Raw genomic sequence first — 16,101 nt, 5'->3', positions numbered from 1 at the left:
ATCCCATGGAGGTGAGTGCTTCCTGCTTTCAGGCTGCGATGAAGCGATGCTGGCCCGGCCTGCCGATTCCCGACATAGCACCGGGCGAGCCGGTTCGTTTGGTGCTCGACAGCCGTCGCCTGTCACGGGGCGATATCTTCCTGGCCGTTCCAGGGGTCAGTGCCGACGGGCGAGCCTTCGTTTCCGCCGCGCTGGACGCCGGTGCCGGGTGGGTGCTCTACCATATCGAGCCCGGGGAAACCTTGCCGGCATCCGCCGAGGATCCACGGGTGCTCGCCTTGCCTTTTCTGCGTCAACGCCTGGGCGAGCTGGGTCATGAACTCTTTGCGGTCCCCGAGGGGGTCGAGCTGATCGGTGTCACAGGCACCAACGGCAAGAGTTCGGTGACACATTATCTTGCCGAGCTGAGCGCCGCCTTGGGTCGGGATGCTGGGCTAGTGGGAACCCTGGGGCATGGGCGGCCTGCCGCGCTGTCAGAGGGCGGCCTGACGACGCCGGGGCAACTGGCCCTGCAGGCGTCGCTGGCAGAGATGGCCCGGGAGGGCATCGACCGCGTTGCCATGGAGGTCTCATCCCATGCCCTGGAGCAGGGGCGACTGGACGGCTGCCAACTGACGGCAGCGATCTTTACCAACCTGAGCCGTGATCATCTCGACTATCACGGCAGCATGGCGGCCTACGCGGCTGCCAAGGCAAGATTGTTCCGTCGGCCCGAGCTGTCGCTTGTCGTGGTCAATGCCGACGACCCCCTGGCGCGCCTGATGCTGGCTGGTGTGGCGCCGGGAGTGCGGGTGCTTGCCGTTGGTGACAACATCGCAGCGACCCTGCGTGTGCTCGACTGGAAGCCCTCCGAGCACGGTCAGCTGGCGCTGGTGGCCACCCCCGAGGGTGAGAAGACCCTCGAACTGTCGCTGATGGGGCGCTTCAATCTCGACAACGTGCTACTGGCCATCGCCACGCTTTATGGCCTGGGAGAGTCCTTGCCGACGCTATTCGAGGTGGCAACGCGTCTGCCGCCAGTGCCGGGGCGGATGCAAACGCTGCGCCGGGCCGGCTGTCCCACGGTGATCGTTGACTACGCACACACGCCGGATGCTCTGGAAAACGCGCTGGTTGCCTTGCGCCGTCACTTGCCCGGCGAAGGGCGGCTCTGGTGTCTGTTCGGCTGTGGCGGCGATCGGGACGGTGGCAAGCGGCCATTAATGGCACAGGCTGCTGAGCGTCATGCGGATCGTCTGGTAGTGACCGATGACAACCCTCGTAACGAAGACCCAGCCGCCATTCGTGACCAGGTCCTGAACGGGCTGTCGGCCGAGGCCCGCCGCCAGGCCTGGGCTATTGCGGAGCGAGGCGAAGCCATCGACCGGACGCTGGCAGAGGCCGGTGCCGATGATGTGGTATTGATCGCCGGCAAGGGTCATGAGACTTACCAGGAGATCGATGGCGTACGCCACCCATTCTGTGATACGCGGCGGGCCGAAGTCGCGCTGCTGCGGTGTGGGAGCGATGCTGATGCCTAGGCTCGGACTGTCGACGTTGGCAGAAGTGGCCGACGCGCTTGGGGTGGCGCCTCCGGGGGTGGACCGGCAATTGGTTGACATCGTTACCGATTCACGCTGCCTGGTTCCCGGTGCCCTGTTCGTGGCGCTTCGCGGCGACCGCTTCGACGCCCATGACTTCATCGCCCAGGCACGGGAGGCGGGGGCGGCGGCGGCGATGGTCGAGGAGCCCATGGACGACCCGCTGCCCCAGTTGGTGGTGCCGGATACCCGCCTGGCCCTGGGGTTGCTTGGGCAGTCACGACGCCGGGCCTGGGGCGGCCCGCTGGTAGCGGTGACCGGTAATAGTGGCAAAACCAGCGTCAAGGAAATTCTCTCTCAACTGCTGGGCCGGCCGGGTGAGACCTTGGCCACCCATGGCAATCTCAACAACGATATTGGCGTGCCACTCACGCTTCTTGCGCTGAATTCCGCCCACCGGCAGGCAGTGGTGGAGCTTGGTGCGAATCATCTGGGTGAAATCGCCTGGACCACGATGCTCGCTCAGCCGCAGGTGGCGATCATCACCAATGTCACCGGTGCCCATGTCGGTGAGTTCGGCGGCATGGGCCGGATCGCCCAGGCCAAGTCGGAGATCCTCGCAGGCCTGGGTGACGACGGCATCGCCGTCCTCAATCGCGACGATCATTACTTTCCGTTATGGATGCGGCTTGCCGCTCCGCGACCGGTCATGGATTTCGGATTCAGCACAGAGGCGCGGGTGCATGCCGCCGAGCTGGCCTGTGACGCCTCGGGGCGCTATGCTTTCACGCTTGTCGTGGACGAACGTCGGTGCGGGCGGGTGCAGCTCGCCCTGCTGGGGCGCCATGGAGTGGCCAATGCGCTGGCAGCAATGGCCGGAGCCATTGCGCTGGGGCTCGCCCCCGAGCCGCTACTGGCCAGGCTGGAGGCGGTTGTGCCAATGCCGGGACGCTTGAGTCCGGAATCCGGCATCAATGGATGCCGACTGCTTGACGATACGTATAATGCCAACCCAGGTGCGGTGAAGGCGGCCATGTCGCTGCTGGCCGAGTTGCCGGGGCCGCGATGGTGCCTGCTGGGCGCCATGGGCGAGCTGGGGGAGGCATCGGACCGACTGCATGCCGAAGTCGGCCGTTACGCGCGGGAACTGGGAATCGACGTGCTCGGCACCTGCGGTGAGCTGGCGCAGCCAGCCAGTAGAGCCTTCGGAGAGGGTGGGTGCCATTTCAACGACCGCGACGCGCTGACGCGCCATGTCCTGAGTCAACTCCCCCCCGGGGCAAGCGTACTGATCAAGGGATCGCGCAGTGCCGGAATGGAGCGGGTCGTGGCCGCATTACGCGCTGACGCATCAAGGTGAACGCAACACATGCTGCTTTTTCTGGCTAACTTCCTGGCGCAATACCAGAGCGCCTTCAATGTCTTCAATTACCTCACCCTGCGGATGATCCTGGGGACCATGACGGCCCTGTTGCTCTGTCTCTGGTTAGGGCCCTGGATGATTCGTCGACTGGTCGAGCGGCAGATCGGCCAGGCGGTACGCGATGACGGCCCTCAATCCCACTTGTCCAAAGCGGGCACCCCCACCATGGGCGGCGCGATGATCCTGATGGCCATCGCCGTCAGTACGCTGCTGTGGTCGGACCTTAGCGTGCACTATGTCTGGATCGTACTGGTGGTGACCCTGGGCTTCGGCGCGATCGGTTGGGTCGACGACTACCGCAAGGTGGTGGAGAAGAATCCCAGGGGGCTGCCGGCACGCTGGAAGTACCTGTGGCAGTCGGTGATTGGCCTGATCGCCGCCCTGGTGCTCTATTACACTGCTGGCAATCCGGTGGAAACCAGCCTGATCGTGCCCCTGTTCAAGGATATCGTGATACCACTGGGGGTCTTCTACATCGTGTTGACCTATCTGGTGATTGTCGGCAGCTCCAATGCCGTCAACCTCACCGATGGCCTGGACGGGCTGGCGATCATGCCCACCGTCATGGTGGCCATGGGCCTGGCGGTATTCGCCTACGCCAGCGGCAATGCGGTATTCGCCAGCTACCTGCAGATTCCCAACATCGTCGGGGCCGGAGAGCTGGCGGTCTTCTGCGCCACCATTTCCGGGGCTGGCCTGGGCTTCCTCTGGTTCAACACCTATCCGGCCCAGGTCTTCATGGGCGACGTCGGGGCGCTGGCGCTGGGGGCGGCGCTGGGTGTGGTGGCGGTCATCGTCCGCCAGGAGATCGTGCTTTTCATCATGGGTGGGATCTTCGTCATGGAGACGGTCTCGGTGATCCTCCAGGTGGGGTCGTACAAGCTGACGGGACGCCGCATCTTCCGCATGGCGCCGCTGCATCACCACTACGAACTCAAGGGGTGGCCGGAGCCGCGCGTCATCGTGCGCTTCTGGATCATCACGGTGGTATTGGTGCTGATCGGCTTGGCCACCCTGAAGATACGCTGAGCCGCCAGGCCAGGCCTATTTTCGAACCCTGCGCCACGGACAGGAGGCGAGCATGCAAAAAGTGCCCAAGGGCACGGCCCTGGTCGTTGGGCTCGGCATATCCGGTCACGCCATATGTCGGCACCTGTCGCGGCAGGGCGTGCCCTACATGGTGGCCGATACCCGTGCGGTACCGCCCGGTGTCGACGACTTCCATGCGGCGCATCCAGGGGTCGAGATTCACTGTGGGCCGCTGACGTCGCTGGACCTGAGCGAGGTGGAGGAGGTAATACTCAGCCCTGGAGTGGATCCCTGCACGCCGGGGCTCGCCGAACTTGCCGGACGGATGCGTGACGCTACCGGCGAGCCCCTGGTGATCGGCGAGATTGCGCTCTTCGTGCGTGTCTGTCGTGCGCCGATCGCTGCCATCACCGGCTCCAATGCCAAGTCTACTGTCACCACCCTGCTTGGCGAGATGGCCCGGGAGTCGGGCCGGCGCGTGGCGGTGGGCGGCAACCTGGGTACGCCAGCACTGGACCTGCTCGATGACGAGCCGAATGCCGATTGCTACGTGCTCGAACTTTCCAGCTTTCAGTTGGAGACCACGCCGCGATTGGGGGCCGAGACCACGGCCTTTCTCAATCTCTCGGAAGATCATCTTGACCGGCATGGCGACATGGCGAACTATCGTGCCGCCAAGCTGAATATCTTCCGTGGCGCACGGCACGGAGTTATCAATGCCGATGACGCTATGACCCGGCCGCTGGAGCGCCTGCCTGCCCAGGACTGCTTCACCACCCGAGCGCCGGAGAAGGATGAATGGGGTGTCGCTCGTCATGAGGGCGGTGACTGGCTGATGCACGGCGACACACCGCTGATGCCGGTGCGCGAGATGCGGCTGGCAGGCCGGCACAATCATGCCAATGCGTTGGCCGCCCTGGCCATGGGGCATCGCCTGGAATTCCCGATGGCGGCCATGTGCCGTGTGTTGCGACGCTTTACCGGGCTCCCGCACCGCGGGGAGGTCATCGCCGAGGTTGGTGGCGTGCGCTGGATCAACGACTCCAAGGGCACCAATGTCGGTGCTGCTCTTGCTGCCATAGCAGGGCTGGGGCCGACCCTGGACGGCCGGCTTATCCTGCTTGCCGGCGGCATGGGTAAAGGGGCCGACTTTCATCCTCTGGCCGAACCCCTTGCCCGGTATGGCCGTGAAGCGATTCTCTTCGGCCTGGACGCCGAACGCCTAGAAAAGGCGCTTGGCAGCGCTGTTAGCGTGAGCCTGGTCGATGACCTCGAGGAGGGCATGGCCCGGGCACAGGCTATCGCCGAACCAGGAGACTGCGTGCTGCTCTCGCCAGCTTGCGCCAGTCTCGATCAATTTGCCAACTACCAGGAGCGCGGTGAGGTGTTCCGCCGCTGGGTTCGACGTCTTGCGAAAGGGAGGGCATCGTGACTCGCCTTGCCAGGCTGCGTCAGCGTCTCTCTACCCAGCATCAGCCCTTTGACGGCTGGTTGGTGTTTGCCTCCGTTGCGCTGATGCTTATCGGCTGGGTGATGGTGACATCGGCTTCCACGGAAGTGGCCGCCGGGCTGACGGGAAACCCTTGGTATTTCAGTCAACGCCATGCGCTGTTCGTAATCTTGGCCCTGGTGGCGGCAGGTCTTACGCTACGCACTCCGCTGGCCTGGTGGCGTGCCAACGGCCCTCTGCTGTTGCTGGTCAGCATTGTGCTGCTGGTGCTGGTACTGTTCGTCGGGCGAGAGGTCAACGGTAGCCGACGCTGGCTCTCCATGCCCGGGATACCCTTCAACCTGCAGGTGTCGGAAGTCGCCAAGCTCTGTCTGATTGCCTACCTGGCCGGGTACCTGGAACGATTCCTGCCACAGGTGCGGCGTCAGTGGGGTGCCTTCCTGCGTCCGTTGCTGGTGATGGGGGTCATCGCCGTGCTGCTGATTCTCGAGCCCGACTATGGCGCCATGGTCGTCATGACCGGCTGCGTAATGGGCATGCTGCTGATGGCAGGGGCGCCCTGGCTTCGCTTTGTGCTGATACTTGGCGGTGTCGGGGTGCTGGGTTTTTACGTCGCCATCGCCGAGCCTTATCGCCTGGCTCGACTGACCAGTTTTTCCGATCCCTGGGCGGACCAGTTCGCTAGCGGCTACCAGTTGACCCAGGCACTGATCGCCTATGGCCGTGGACACTGGTTGGGCATGGGGTTGGGCAATAGTGTGCAGAAACTCTTCTACCTGCCGGAGGCCCATACCGATTTTGTCTTTGCCGTGCTGGCCGAGGAATTGGGGCTGTTCGGTGCGATCGGTGTGGTAGGCCTCTTTGCTCTGTTAATCTTCCGAGCCATGGCGGTTGGGCGCCGCGCCGAACTGGCCGGGCTCGCCTATGCGGCCTATCTCAGCTACGGCATTGCCCTGGTGGTCGGTGCCCAGGCCTTCATCAATATTGCCGTCAGTACCGGCATGTTGCCCACCAAGGGCTTGACCCTCCCTCTATTGAGCTACGGTGGCTCGAGCCTGTTGATCAGCGCGATTATGATGGCGCTACTGCTGCGCGCCGATATCGAAACTCGTCTGGCACGGCGAAGAGCGAACCCCGTCGCTCGGCGTGAGGCCACGGCCGGGCGCCGGGCACCCGAAGTACAAGGAGTCGGCAAGTGAGCGAGGCAAAGGCACGGCGCGTAGTGATCATGGCGGGTGGTACAGGTGGGCATGTCATCCCCGCCCTGTCGCTGGCCAGAGGGCTTCAGGCACAGGGGATGGAGATCCACTGGTTGGGCAGCCCGCACGGCATCGAGAACCGCCTGGTACCTGCCGCCGGTATTCCGCTCAACCATGTTTCAGTGGCCGGGCTGCGCGGCAATGGCCTGGTCGGCTGGCTGCTGGCGCCATTAAACCTGACCCGTGCCATATGGCAGGCCGCCGGTATTCTGAGAGCTCTCGATCCGCAACTGGTGGTGGGGCTTGGCGGCTTTGCCAGCGGTCCGGGCGGGCTTGCCGCCTGGTTGATGCGGCGGCCGTTGGTGATCCATGAGCAGAACGCTGTGGCAGGGCTGACCAACCGGACCCTGGCACGCCTGGCGAAGCGGGTTTATGCCGCCTTCGATCACGCCTTTACTGGACGTGCTGAGGTGATTGGCAACCCAGTGCGTGGGGATATCGCTGCCCTGGGAGAGGCCCCGCGGGACAGCAAAACGATGACTGGCCGCCCACTGCGGCTGCTGGTGGTCGGCGGTTCGCTGGGGGCGCTGGCATTGAACCAACGCGTGCCCGAAGGGCTTGCCCGGCTGCTGAAAACGTTGCGGCCCGCGGTTCGGCATCAGGCCGGCCGGGACAAGGAGGAAGCGACCCGAGAGGCCTATGCCGCGCAAGGGGTTGAGGCCGAGGTGGTCGACTTCATCGATGACATGTCGGCGGCATACGGCTGGGCCGACCTGGTAGTGTGTCGTGCCGGGGCACTGACCGTCTCCGAGCTGGCCGCCGCCGCCAAGCCTGCGCTGTTTGTGCCCTTGCCCCATGCAGTCGATGACCACCAGACTGCCAATGCACGCGCTCTGGTTGCGGCGGGGGCGGCCGAATTGCTGCCGCAACACGATATGACGGCAGTGTCTCTTGCCGAGCGCCTGACGACACTGCTGCAACCCGATACCCTGGCCACCATGGCGCAGCGCGCACGGGCGTGCGCGCACCTCGACGCCGTCGAGCGACTTGTGGCCGGCTGCATGGAGACAGCTCTTGAGCGATAGCACCCTGAGGCCGGTTCCCGGCCAGGCAACCTTGCCCCGCCATGGGCGAGGGCTGGGCATGCGCCGTATCCGGCGCATCCATTTCGTGGGCATCGGTGGCGCCGGCATGTGCGGCATCGCCGAAGTACTCGCCAATCAGGGCTACCGGGTCAGCGGCAGCGACCTCAAGGCCTCTCCAGTCGTCGAAAGGCTGCGGGGGATGGGTATCCAGGTCGCCATTGGTCACGCCGCGGAGAATGTGATGAGCGCCGACGTGGTGGTGGTCTCCACCGCCGTGGACGCGTCCAACCCAGAGATACTCTGGGCGCATGAGCATCGTCTGCCGGTGGTGCGCCGAGCTGAGATGCTGGCCGAACTGATGCGCTTTCGACACGGCATCGCGGTTGCCGGAACCCATGGCAAGACTACCACCACCAGCCTCACGGCAACGCTACTGGGTGAAGGGGGACTGGACCCAACCTTCGTCATCGGCGGACGTCTGACCAGCGCCGGCACCAACGCCCAGCTGGGTGAGGGAGACTATCTAGTTGCCGAGGCGGACGAATCCGATGCTTCTTTTCTCCACCTTCAGCCCATGGTGTCGATCGTCACCAATATCGACGCCGACCATATGAGCACCTACGGAGGCGACTTCGAGCGTCTCAAGAACACCTTCATCGAGTTTCTTCACAACCTGCCCTTTTATGGACTGGCCATTCTGTGCATTGACGATGAGCACGTACGCGGTCTGCTGGAGCGAGTCCAACGGCAGTTCGTGACCTACGGTTTCAGTGAGGATGCCGATTATCACATCGTGGATTTCGTCCAGCAGGGCGGCGATGTCTGCTTCACCGCACTGCGTCCCGATGGATTCGCACCGCTGGAGGTGCGTTTGGCGATGCCGGGGCGCCACAATGCTCTGAATGCCTTGGCGGCAATCGTCGTGGCCACCGATGCCGGCGTCGAAGATGCCGCCATCCTGAGTGGCCTGGCCGGTTTTGCCGGAGTGGGACGTCGCTTCCAGGTCCATGGCCACTTCCCGCCGCCCGATGGTGAGGGCGAAGTCATGCTGGTGGACGACTACGGTCACCACCCGCGGGAAGTGGAGATGGTCATTCGCGCGGTTCGCGCCGGCTGGCCCAAGCGCCGGCTGGTGATGGTCTATCAGCCTCATCGCTACACCCGCACCCGGGACCTCTACGAGGACTTCGTGAGGGTGCTCGGTGCGGTCGATACGCTGCTTCTGCTTGACGTCTACAGTGCCGGCGAGGCACCGATTCCTGGCGCCGATGGCCGGACACTGGCGGGCTCCATTCGCCAGCGGGGAGGGCTCGATCCGATATTCGTGCAGCACAAGTCTGAGCTGCCCGGCCTGCTGGCCAGAGTGCTGCGCACGGGAGATATCCTGATCACCCAGGGTGCTGGCGACGTGGGTGGCATTGCCCTGGGGCTTGCCGAGAGTGGGCTCAATCTCGATGAGGTGTCGCTATGATTGCGGCTAGAGACTTTGGGCGAGTGGTGGTGCTGTATGGTGGCGACTCCGCCGAGCGTGAAGTGTCGCTCAACAGCGGGGCGGCGGTGCTGAGGGCGCTGGAGCGCAGCGGCGTCGACGTCATCGGTTATGATCCCGCGAATGGCGGGCTTGTCGGACTCGAAGCGCTTGCCCCCGATCGCGTCTTCATTGCCCTGCATGGGCGTGGTGGCGAGGACGGCACCTTCCAGGGTGCACTGGAACTGCTGCGCATTCCCTATACTGGTAGCGGCGTGCTGGCCTCTGCCCTGGGGATGGACAAGCGGTTGACGAAGCAGATATGGCAGTCGGTGGGCCTGCCGACACCGGAGTCGCTGATGCTCGTGCCGGATGCCGACTGGGACGACGTAATGGCCCGCCTGGGCCTGCCGCTGGTCGTCAAGCCGGTTCATGAGGGTTCGACGTTGGGCATCAGTATCGTCGACAGTCGAGAGGCGCTGGTTAACGCCTACCGCGATGCCGCCCGCTACGATACACGGGTGATGGCCGAGCGCTTCATCGAAGGCGATGAGTACACGGTATCGTTGCTGGGTGAAGCGGTACTCCCCGCCATTCGCGTCGAGGTACCCGGCGGCCTCTACGACTATGACGCCAAATATGTCTCCAACGATACGCTCTATCACCTGCCATGCGGATTGGAGGCTCACGAGGAGGCAGAGTTGGGTGAGCTCTGCCGCCAGGCCTTTGATGCCGTCGGCGGGGAAGACTGGGGGCGAGTCGATGTCATGCGCGATGGAGAGGGGCGGTTCTGGTTGATCGAGGTCAATACCTCGCCGGGCATGACCGATCATAGCCTGGTGCCGCAGGCGGCCGCCTACGCGGGTATCGATTTCGATACGCTGGTGTGTCGCATCCTTGCCGCCACGCTACCGTCCGGGCTGACATGAGCAAGCGCGGCTCGCTGACGGGGCTGCTGCTGCTACTGATCCTCCTCGGGGCCGGCGGGCGCGCGCTCTGGACATGGCTTGACCGTCCCATCGAGCGAGTTTCGATTCGTGGCGATCTCAGCCATGTCAACGCCGATTACCTTCGCTCTCAGCTGGCGCCTCTGGTCCAGGGAGAGACCTGGCTGTCGGCGGATCTGCCGGCACTGCGCAGGCGAGCGCGGTCGGTGGCTTGGCTGGCGGAAGTTCGCGTGGCACGGGAGTGGCCATATGCGCTGGCCTTCGAACTGGTCGAACAAGTACCGGTGGCCCGCTGGAACGATGTCTATCTGCTCAATCCTGAAGGCGAGCCTTTCGCATTTGCACCGGTACTACCTCCTTCCGGCTTGCCCGATCTTGCCGGTCCCGTCGGCAGCGGGGCCGAAGTGCTGGCTTACCATGACCGCCTGGTGCCACGCTTCGACACTCTTGGATTAACCATCACCCAACTCAGGCTCGAGCCGCGCGGCGCCTGGCGGCTGCAGCTCGATGATGGGGTCTGGGTGATGCTGGGGCGCAGCGATCGCGAAGCACGCCTGGCTCGTCTGGGCGCTGCCTGGCAACGACAGCTGGGGCAGCAGGCTGAGCATATACGTTATATCGATCTGCGTTATCCCAATGGCGTTGCGGTGGCATGGCACGGCGAAACGGGTATTGAAGAGACGGATAACGACGATGCAGGCTGAGTCCTTTTTTGAATCCTCGGCTACAGGATTCTAACGAAACCGGTGTTCCTTTTGTGAGAAATAACCCGTATGGTGAGCGCAGTTTTACGTATTGGACTGGTGGTTTAACGCTAGTTGTTCCTATAATGGGCGCAATGGCCATTTAAAGCAGAATAGTGGAATTCCCAGTGTGTCAAGTTTTAGGAGATACCCCGGCGCATGGCAGTCACTTCCAATTCATCTAACATGGTAGTCGGACTGGATATCGGAACATCCAAGGTGGTGGCGATCGTTGGGCAGCCAACCGATGATGGCGGCATCGAGATTGCTGGCATCGGCTCACACCCCTCTCGCGGCATGAAGAAAGGCGTCGTGATCAATATCGAATCCACGGTGCAATCCATTCAACGTGCCGTGGAAGAGGCCGAATTGATGGCCGGCTGCGATATTCATTCGGTCTATGTAGGCGTTGCCGGCAGCCATATCAGCTCGATGAATTCGGACGGCGTCGTCGCGATAAAAGATCGCGAAGTCATGTCAACCGACATCGATCGGGTTATCGACTCGGCAAGGGCAAGGGCAATATCGGAAGGGCAACGAGTCCTGCATGTGTTGCCCCAGGAATTTTCCATCGATACCCAGGGCGGTATTCGCGAGCCGCTGGGCATGTCAGGCGTTCGGCTCGAGGCTCGTGTCCACTTGGTGACGGCGGCACTCAACGCGGTCCAGAATATTGACAAGTGCGTTCGCCGCTGTGGTCTCGAGGTAGATGCCATCATCCTCGAGCAGCTCGCCTCGAGCATGGCGGTACTCACCGAGGATGAACGGGAGTTGGGCGTCTGCATGGTGGACATCGGAGGTGGCACCACCGATATTGCCGTTTTTACCGAAGGGGCCATTCGCCACACGGCAGTGATACCCATCGCCGGCGACCAGGTCACCAACGATATCGCCATGGCGTTGAGAACACCGACCCAGTACGCTGAGGAGATCAAGGTCAAGTACGCCTGCGCCTTGACGCAGCTGGCTTCCAGCGACGAAATGATCAAGGTACCCAGCGTTGGCGACCGTCCGGCCAGGGACCTCTCCCGCCAGGCATTGGCAGAGGTGGTCGAGCCTCGCTACGAGGAGCTGTTCACCCTGATACGTGACGAGCTGCGTCGCAGCGGATTCGAGGATATGGTGGCGGCTGGCGTGGTGCTGACCGGCGGGACGTCGCGCATGGAGGGGGTGGTCGAACTGGCTGAGGAAATCTTCCATATGCCGGTGCGTATCGCCTGTCCGCTCAACGTGCGCGGCTTGGCCGATGTGGTCCGCAATCCGATTTATTCCACCGGCGTGGGTTTGCTACATTACGCTCTTCAGGAGGTGCGCAGTGGGCGAGGTCGCGAGGGCAGACTGGTCACGGCACAGCCTGGGCGTGATGACGTCTCCCGGCGTGGGGTAGTGGAAGGGATTCCGGCGCTGGCAAGAATCAGGGGCTGGTTGAAAGGAAATTTCTGACAGGGCCGCGGCGCGGTCCAGGAGACGGGGCTTATGTTCGAACTGGTAGATAGCGCACCCTCGAGCAGTGCGGTCATCAAGGTCGTCGGCGTGGGCGGTGGCGGTGGCAATGCCGTCAACCACATGGTCGAGAGCAACATCGAAGGCGTGGAGTTCATCTGTGCCAACACCGACGCTCAGGCGCTCAAGCGAGTGTCGGCTAAAACCGTGCTCCAGCTCGGTGGCGAGATCACCAAGGGCCTGGGAGCGGGTGCCAATCCCGATGTCGGTCGCCAGGCCGCCATGGAGGATCGTGAACGCATCGCGGACTTGATCCGCGGTGCTGACATGGTCTTCATCACTGCGGGCATGGGTGGAGGCACCGGCACTGGCGGTGCTCCGGTGGTTGCCCAGGTGGCCAAGGAACTGGGCATCCTCACGGTGGCGGTGGTCACGCGACCCTTTCCCTTCGAAGGCCCCAAGCGTATGCGGGTCGCCGAGGAGGGCATGAAGGAGCTCTCCGAGCACGTCGACTCCCTGATCACCATCCCCAACGAGAAGCTGCTGTCCGTGCTGGGCAAGAACGCCAGCCTGCTGACCGCGTTCAGTGCCGCCAACGATGTGCTGCTGGGCGCCGTTCAGGGCATTGCCGAGCTGATCACCAGCCCCGGTATCATCAACGTCGATTTCGCCGACGTACGCACCGTGATGTCCGAGATGGGCATGGCCATGATGGGCACCGGTGGTGCCACCGGCGAGAACCGCGCCCGCGAGGCCGCCGAGAAGGCGATTCGCAGCCCGCTGCTAGAAGACATCGATCTGCATGGCGCCCGCGGTATACTGGTCAATATCACTGCTGGGCCGGATCTTTCCATCGGTGAATTCAACGATGTGGGTGCGACCGTTCAGGAGTTTGCCTCCCAGGATGCCACCATCGTGGTGGGCACCTCGATCGACATGGACATGACAGATGAACTGCGCGTCACCGTCGTGGCGGCCGGGCTCGAAGGACGCCAGCAGAAAGTGGCTGGCCGCGAGAGTGCCAAGCGTTCAGAGGGCAGCGACTATCGCCAGCGTGCTCAGCCGGCCATGCGCCAGCAGAGTGCAGCTGCCAAGGCCGAGCCACAGGAGGCTCCGAAGCCGCAGCCAGAGAAGCGCCGCACCCCTCAGGAGCTGGATGACTATCTCGACATCCCGGCCTTCCTGCGCCGCCAAGCTGATTGATAGCGGCTGTTTGCGCGATCAGGCAGGGTCAGGAGATGTCTTTTTGTTGAAACGTCTGTTCGGTGTTATAGTGAACAGTGTTTGATAACTAACAACTGCCTGGCTACTGCCCATGATCAGACAACGCACCCTGCAAAACAGCATCCGCGCCACCGGCGTTGGACTCCATTCCGGTAAGAAAGTCTATCTGGCGCTGCGTCCGGCACCGGTGAATACCGGTATCGTGTTTGTGCGTACCGACCTCGACCCGGAGGTCCAGATTCCAGCCAGTGCCTCCCTGGTTACCGACACGACGCTGTGTACCGCGCTGTCGCAGAACGGTGTCAAGGTCGCCACTGTGGAGCATCTCATGTCGGCCCTGGCGGGCCTGGGCATCGATAATGCCTATGTGGATGTCAGCGCCCCTGAGGTGCCGATCATGGATGGAAGCGCCGGCCCCTTCGTCTTCCTGATCCAGTCGGCGGGCATCGCCGAGCAGGAGGCGCCAAAGCAGTTCATTCGAATCAAGCGTGAGGTGCTGGTCCAGGAGGATGACAAGGAGGCGCGCTTCTTGCCGCATCAGGGTTTCAAGGTGTCGTTTGCCATCGAATTCGATCACCCGGTGTTCGAAGACCAGAAGCAGACCGCCGTGGTGGACTTCTCCACCACCTCCTTCGTCAAGGAGGTGTCCCGGGCACGTACCTTCGGTTTCATGCGCGATCTCGAGTACCTGCGTGCCAATAACCTGGCGTTGGGCGGTAGTCTCGACAACGCCATCGTGGTCGACGACTACCGCATCGTCAACGAAGGCGGCCTGCGCTACGAAGATGAGTTCGTCAAGCACAAGGTACTCGACGCCATCGGTGATCTCTACTTGCTGGGCTTTAGTTTGATCGGTGAGTTTCGCGGCATCAAGTCGGGCCATGCGCTTAATAACCAGCTCTGTCGTGCCTTGCTGGCACAGCCCGAATCCTACGAGATCGTGACATTTGAAGACGAGCGCGAGCTGGCACCGATCTCCTACGCCCAGCCCGCCATGGCCTGACATCCGGCAAGTTTCCCGCAGACGATTGACGACAGATGCCGCTCTCCCTAGGAGAGCGGCGTTCTTGTCTTACGAGAACCACCCTTTCATGACGCTTGTGATATGGCGCATGTCCGTCTCCGAGGTGATATAGGCCGGCATGGTATATAGCCAGCGGCCGAAGGGACGCAGCCAGACTCCCTGATCGCGAGCGAATTCTGCTACCCCTTTCAGTGAAGCCGGATCCACGACCTCTATCACGGCGGTGGCTCCCAGGGTGCGGACGTCGGCAACCTGGGGGTGCATGCTCAGCCGGGTGTCCATCACCAGTTCTTCGCGCAGGATCTGGTTGAGGCAGGCTATCCGCTCCAGGTAGCGTTCCTCCTCGAAGATGGCGAGACTCTCCAGTGCGACCCGGCAAGCCAGCGGGTTGCCCATGAAGGTGGGGCCATGCATGAAGGCATGATAGGGGCTGTCACCGATGAATGCGTCATGCACTCGGTCCGTGGCCAGCGTTGCGGCATGGCCCAGGTATCCGCCGGTCAGTCCCTTCGAGAGCACCATGATATCCGGCGTAATACCGGCATGGTCGGCGGCGAATAGCGTGCCCGTGCGGCCGAAGCCGGTCGCTACTTCGTCGAAGACCAGCAGCACATCGTACGCTTCGCATAGCGCCTGAGCCCCCCGGAGGTAATGGGGGGAGGTCATGTTCAGGCCACCTGCCGCCTGCAGTAACGGCTCCATCAGCAGGGCAGCGATCTCCTGATGATGACGTTCCAGCACGGCCTGTAAGCGATCGAGATCGGCCTGGACCGATGCCGGTTCGGCACCGAAGGGGGCCGTGGGGGCGGGAGCGAAATGGTGCTGGGGCAGGTAGCCGGCGAACAGGGAGTGCATGCCTTCCTCGGGATCGCAGACCGCCATGCAGCCTACCGTATCGCCATGGTAGGCCTTCATCAGGGAGAGCAGTCGGTGCTTGCCGGGTTTGCCCTTCAACTGGTGATACTGCACCGCCATCTTCATCGCCACTTCCATGCCCACCGAGCCGCTATCCGAGAAGAAGACGTGATTGAGACCGTCGGGGGTCACGCGTACGAGCTCGTCAGCCAGGCGATCGGCAGGCTCATGGCTCAGCCCGCCTAGCATGACATGGCACAGCTCGCCGGCCTGTTCGCGAATCGCGGCCACTAGGCGTGGGTGGCCGTAGCCATGGATCATGCACCACCAGGAGCAGGTGGCGTCGAGTAGCCTTTCCCCGCCCTCCAGGGTAAACCGAGGGCCTTCGCCACCGATTACCTTCGGCGCCGGTGACTGTGTCTTGAGATGGGCGTAGGGGTGCCAAACGTGGGACATAGGCGAGCCTCCGTTGGGTGGCGGCGGACAGGGATGAAGCAAGGGTAGGACGAGGCTTGCAACACGCTGCGCTGCGAATATGACAGGCACACACAGGGATTGCCTCGTGCTGCGAAGCGGGAAGAAATAAAGAAAATCAATACATTGGAATGGTGCGGATGGGGAGACTTGAACTCCCACGCCCGAAGGCACCAGAACCTAAATCTGGCGTGTCTACCAATTCCACCACATCCGC

Annotated in this window: 13 protein-coding genes and 1 tRNA gene; 12 read left to right on the top strand and 2 right to left on the bottom strand. The window is 62.9% G+C overall.

Annotation, left to right across the window (positions count from 1 at the left end; all coding sequences use genetic code 11):
• The first annotated feature begins 5 nt into the window (after nt 1-5).
• From DU490_RS02530 to lpxC, 12 genes are all read left to right on the top strand, one after another.
• A complete protein-coding gene (locus tag DU490_RS02530; RefSeq protein WP_114572769.1) occupies nt 6-1,520 on the top strand; it encodes a UDP-N-acetylmuramoyl-L-alanyl-D-glutamate--2,6-diaminopimelate ligase in 1,515 nt (504 codons plus the stop codon).
• On the top strand, nt 1,513-2,880 hold the full coding sequence (gene murF, locus DU490_RS02525) for a UDP-N-acetylmuramoyl-tripeptide--D-alanyl-D-alanine ligase (protein ID WP_114572768.1): 1,368 nt from the start codon (nt 1,513-1,515) through the stop codon (nt 2,878-2,880). Before DU490_RS02530 ends, murF begins: the two co-directional genes overlap by 8 nt.
• Before the next feature lie 9 nt (nt 2,881-2,889).
• The gene (gene mraY, locus DU490_RS02520) at nt 2,890-3,972 is read left to right on the top strand and encodes a phospho-N-acetylmuramoyl-pentapeptide-transferase (RefSeq protein WP_114572767.1); all 1,083 of its coding nucleotides are present in this window, start codon (nt 2,890-2,892) and stop codon (nt 3,970-3,972) included.
• 52 nt (nt 3,973-4,024) lie between these two features.
• Nucleotides 4,025-5,404: a UDP-N-acetylmuramoyl-L-alanine--D-glutamate ligase gene (gene murD, locus DU490_RS02515; protein ID WP_114572766.1), complete on the top strand. Its 1,380-nt coding sequence runs from the start codon at nt 4,025-4,027 to the stop codon at nt 5,402-5,404.
• A complete protein-coding gene (ftsW, locus tag DU490_RS02510; protein ID WP_114572765.1) occupies nt 5,401-6,621 on the top strand; it encodes a putative lipid II flippase FtsW in 1,221 nt (406 codons plus the stop codon). Before murD ends, ftsW begins: the two co-directional genes overlap by 4 nt.
• A 29-nt stretch (nt 6,622-6,650) precedes the next feature.
• Complete coding sequence (gene murG / locus DU490_RS02505; protein ID WP_404872827.1) at nt 6,651-7,706, top strand: undecaprenyldiphospho-muramoylpentapeptide beta-N-acetylglucosaminyltransferase; 1,056 nt, start codon at nt 6,651-6,653, stop codon at nt 7,704-7,706.
• A gap of 58 nt (nt 7,707-7,764) precedes the next feature.
• Complete coding sequence (gene murC / locus DU490_RS02500; RefSeq protein WP_114572839.1) at nt 7,765-9,177, top strand: UDP-N-acetylmuramate--L-alanine ligase; 1,413 nt, start codon at nt 7,765-7,767, stop codon at nt 9,175-9,177.
• The gene (locus tag DU490_RS02495; protein ID WP_114572763.1) at nt 9,174-10,103 is read left to right on the top strand and encodes a D-alanine--D-alanine ligase; all 930 of its coding nucleotides are present in this window, start codon (nt 9,174-9,176) and stop codon (nt 10,101-10,103) included. The genes murC and DU490_RS02495 overlap by 4 nt, the downstream gene beginning before the upstream one ends.
• Entirely contained in the window at nt 10,100-10,825 is a 726-nt protein-coding gene (locus DU490_RS02490; RefSeq protein WP_114572762.1) for a cell division protein FtsQ/DivIB, read from the top strand. The genes DU490_RS02495 and DU490_RS02490 overlap by 4 nt, the downstream gene beginning before the upstream one ends.
• 198 nt (nt 10,826-11,023) lie before the next feature.
• On the top strand, nt 11,024-12,307 hold the full coding sequence (gene ftsA / locus DU490_RS02485; protein ID WP_114572761.1) for a cell division protein FtsA: 1,284 nt from the start codon (nt 11,024-11,026) through the stop codon (nt 12,305-12,307).
• Nucleotides 12,308-12,340: 33 nt separating this feature from the next.
• Nucleotides 12,341-13,510 (top strand): cell division protein FtsZ, encoded by a 1,170-nt coding sequence (gene ftsZ, locus DU490_RS02480; protein WP_114572760.1) that lies wholly within the window; start codon nt 12,341-12,343, stop codon nt 13,508-13,510.
• A gap of 112 nt (nt 13,511-13,622) precedes the next feature.
• Nucleotides 13,623-14,534 carry a UDP-3-O-acyl-N-acetylglucosamine deacetylase gene (gene lpxC / locus DU490_RS02475; protein ID WP_114572759.1) on the top strand — a complete coding sequence of 304 codons (912 nt, stop codon included), beginning with the start codon at nt 13,623-13,625 and terminating at the stop codon, nt 14,532-14,534.
• 69 nt (nt 14,535-14,603) lie between these two features.
• On the opposite strand, the gene bioA is transcribed toward lpxC, so the two are convergent.
• Nucleotides 14,604-15,866: an adenosylmethionine--8-amino-7-oxononanoate transaminase gene (bioA, locus tag DU490_RS02470; protein WP_114572758.1), complete on the bottom strand. Its 1,263-nt coding sequence runs from the start codon at nt 15,864-15,866 to the stop codon at nt 14,604-14,606.
• Between the two features lie 150 nt (nt 15,867-16,016).
• A tRNA-Leu gene (locus DU490_RS02465) sits at nt 16,017-16,101 on the bottom strand.

It is taken from the genome of Halomonas sp. DQ26W (genome assembly GCF_003339685.1).
Taxonomy (GTDB): Bacteria; Pseudomonadota; Gammaproteobacteria; order Pseudomonadales; family Halomonadaceae; genus Halomonas.
The sequence above is the reverse complement of the archived record's forward strand: the minus strand, read 5'-3'. Positions and strand labels throughout refer to the sequence as shown.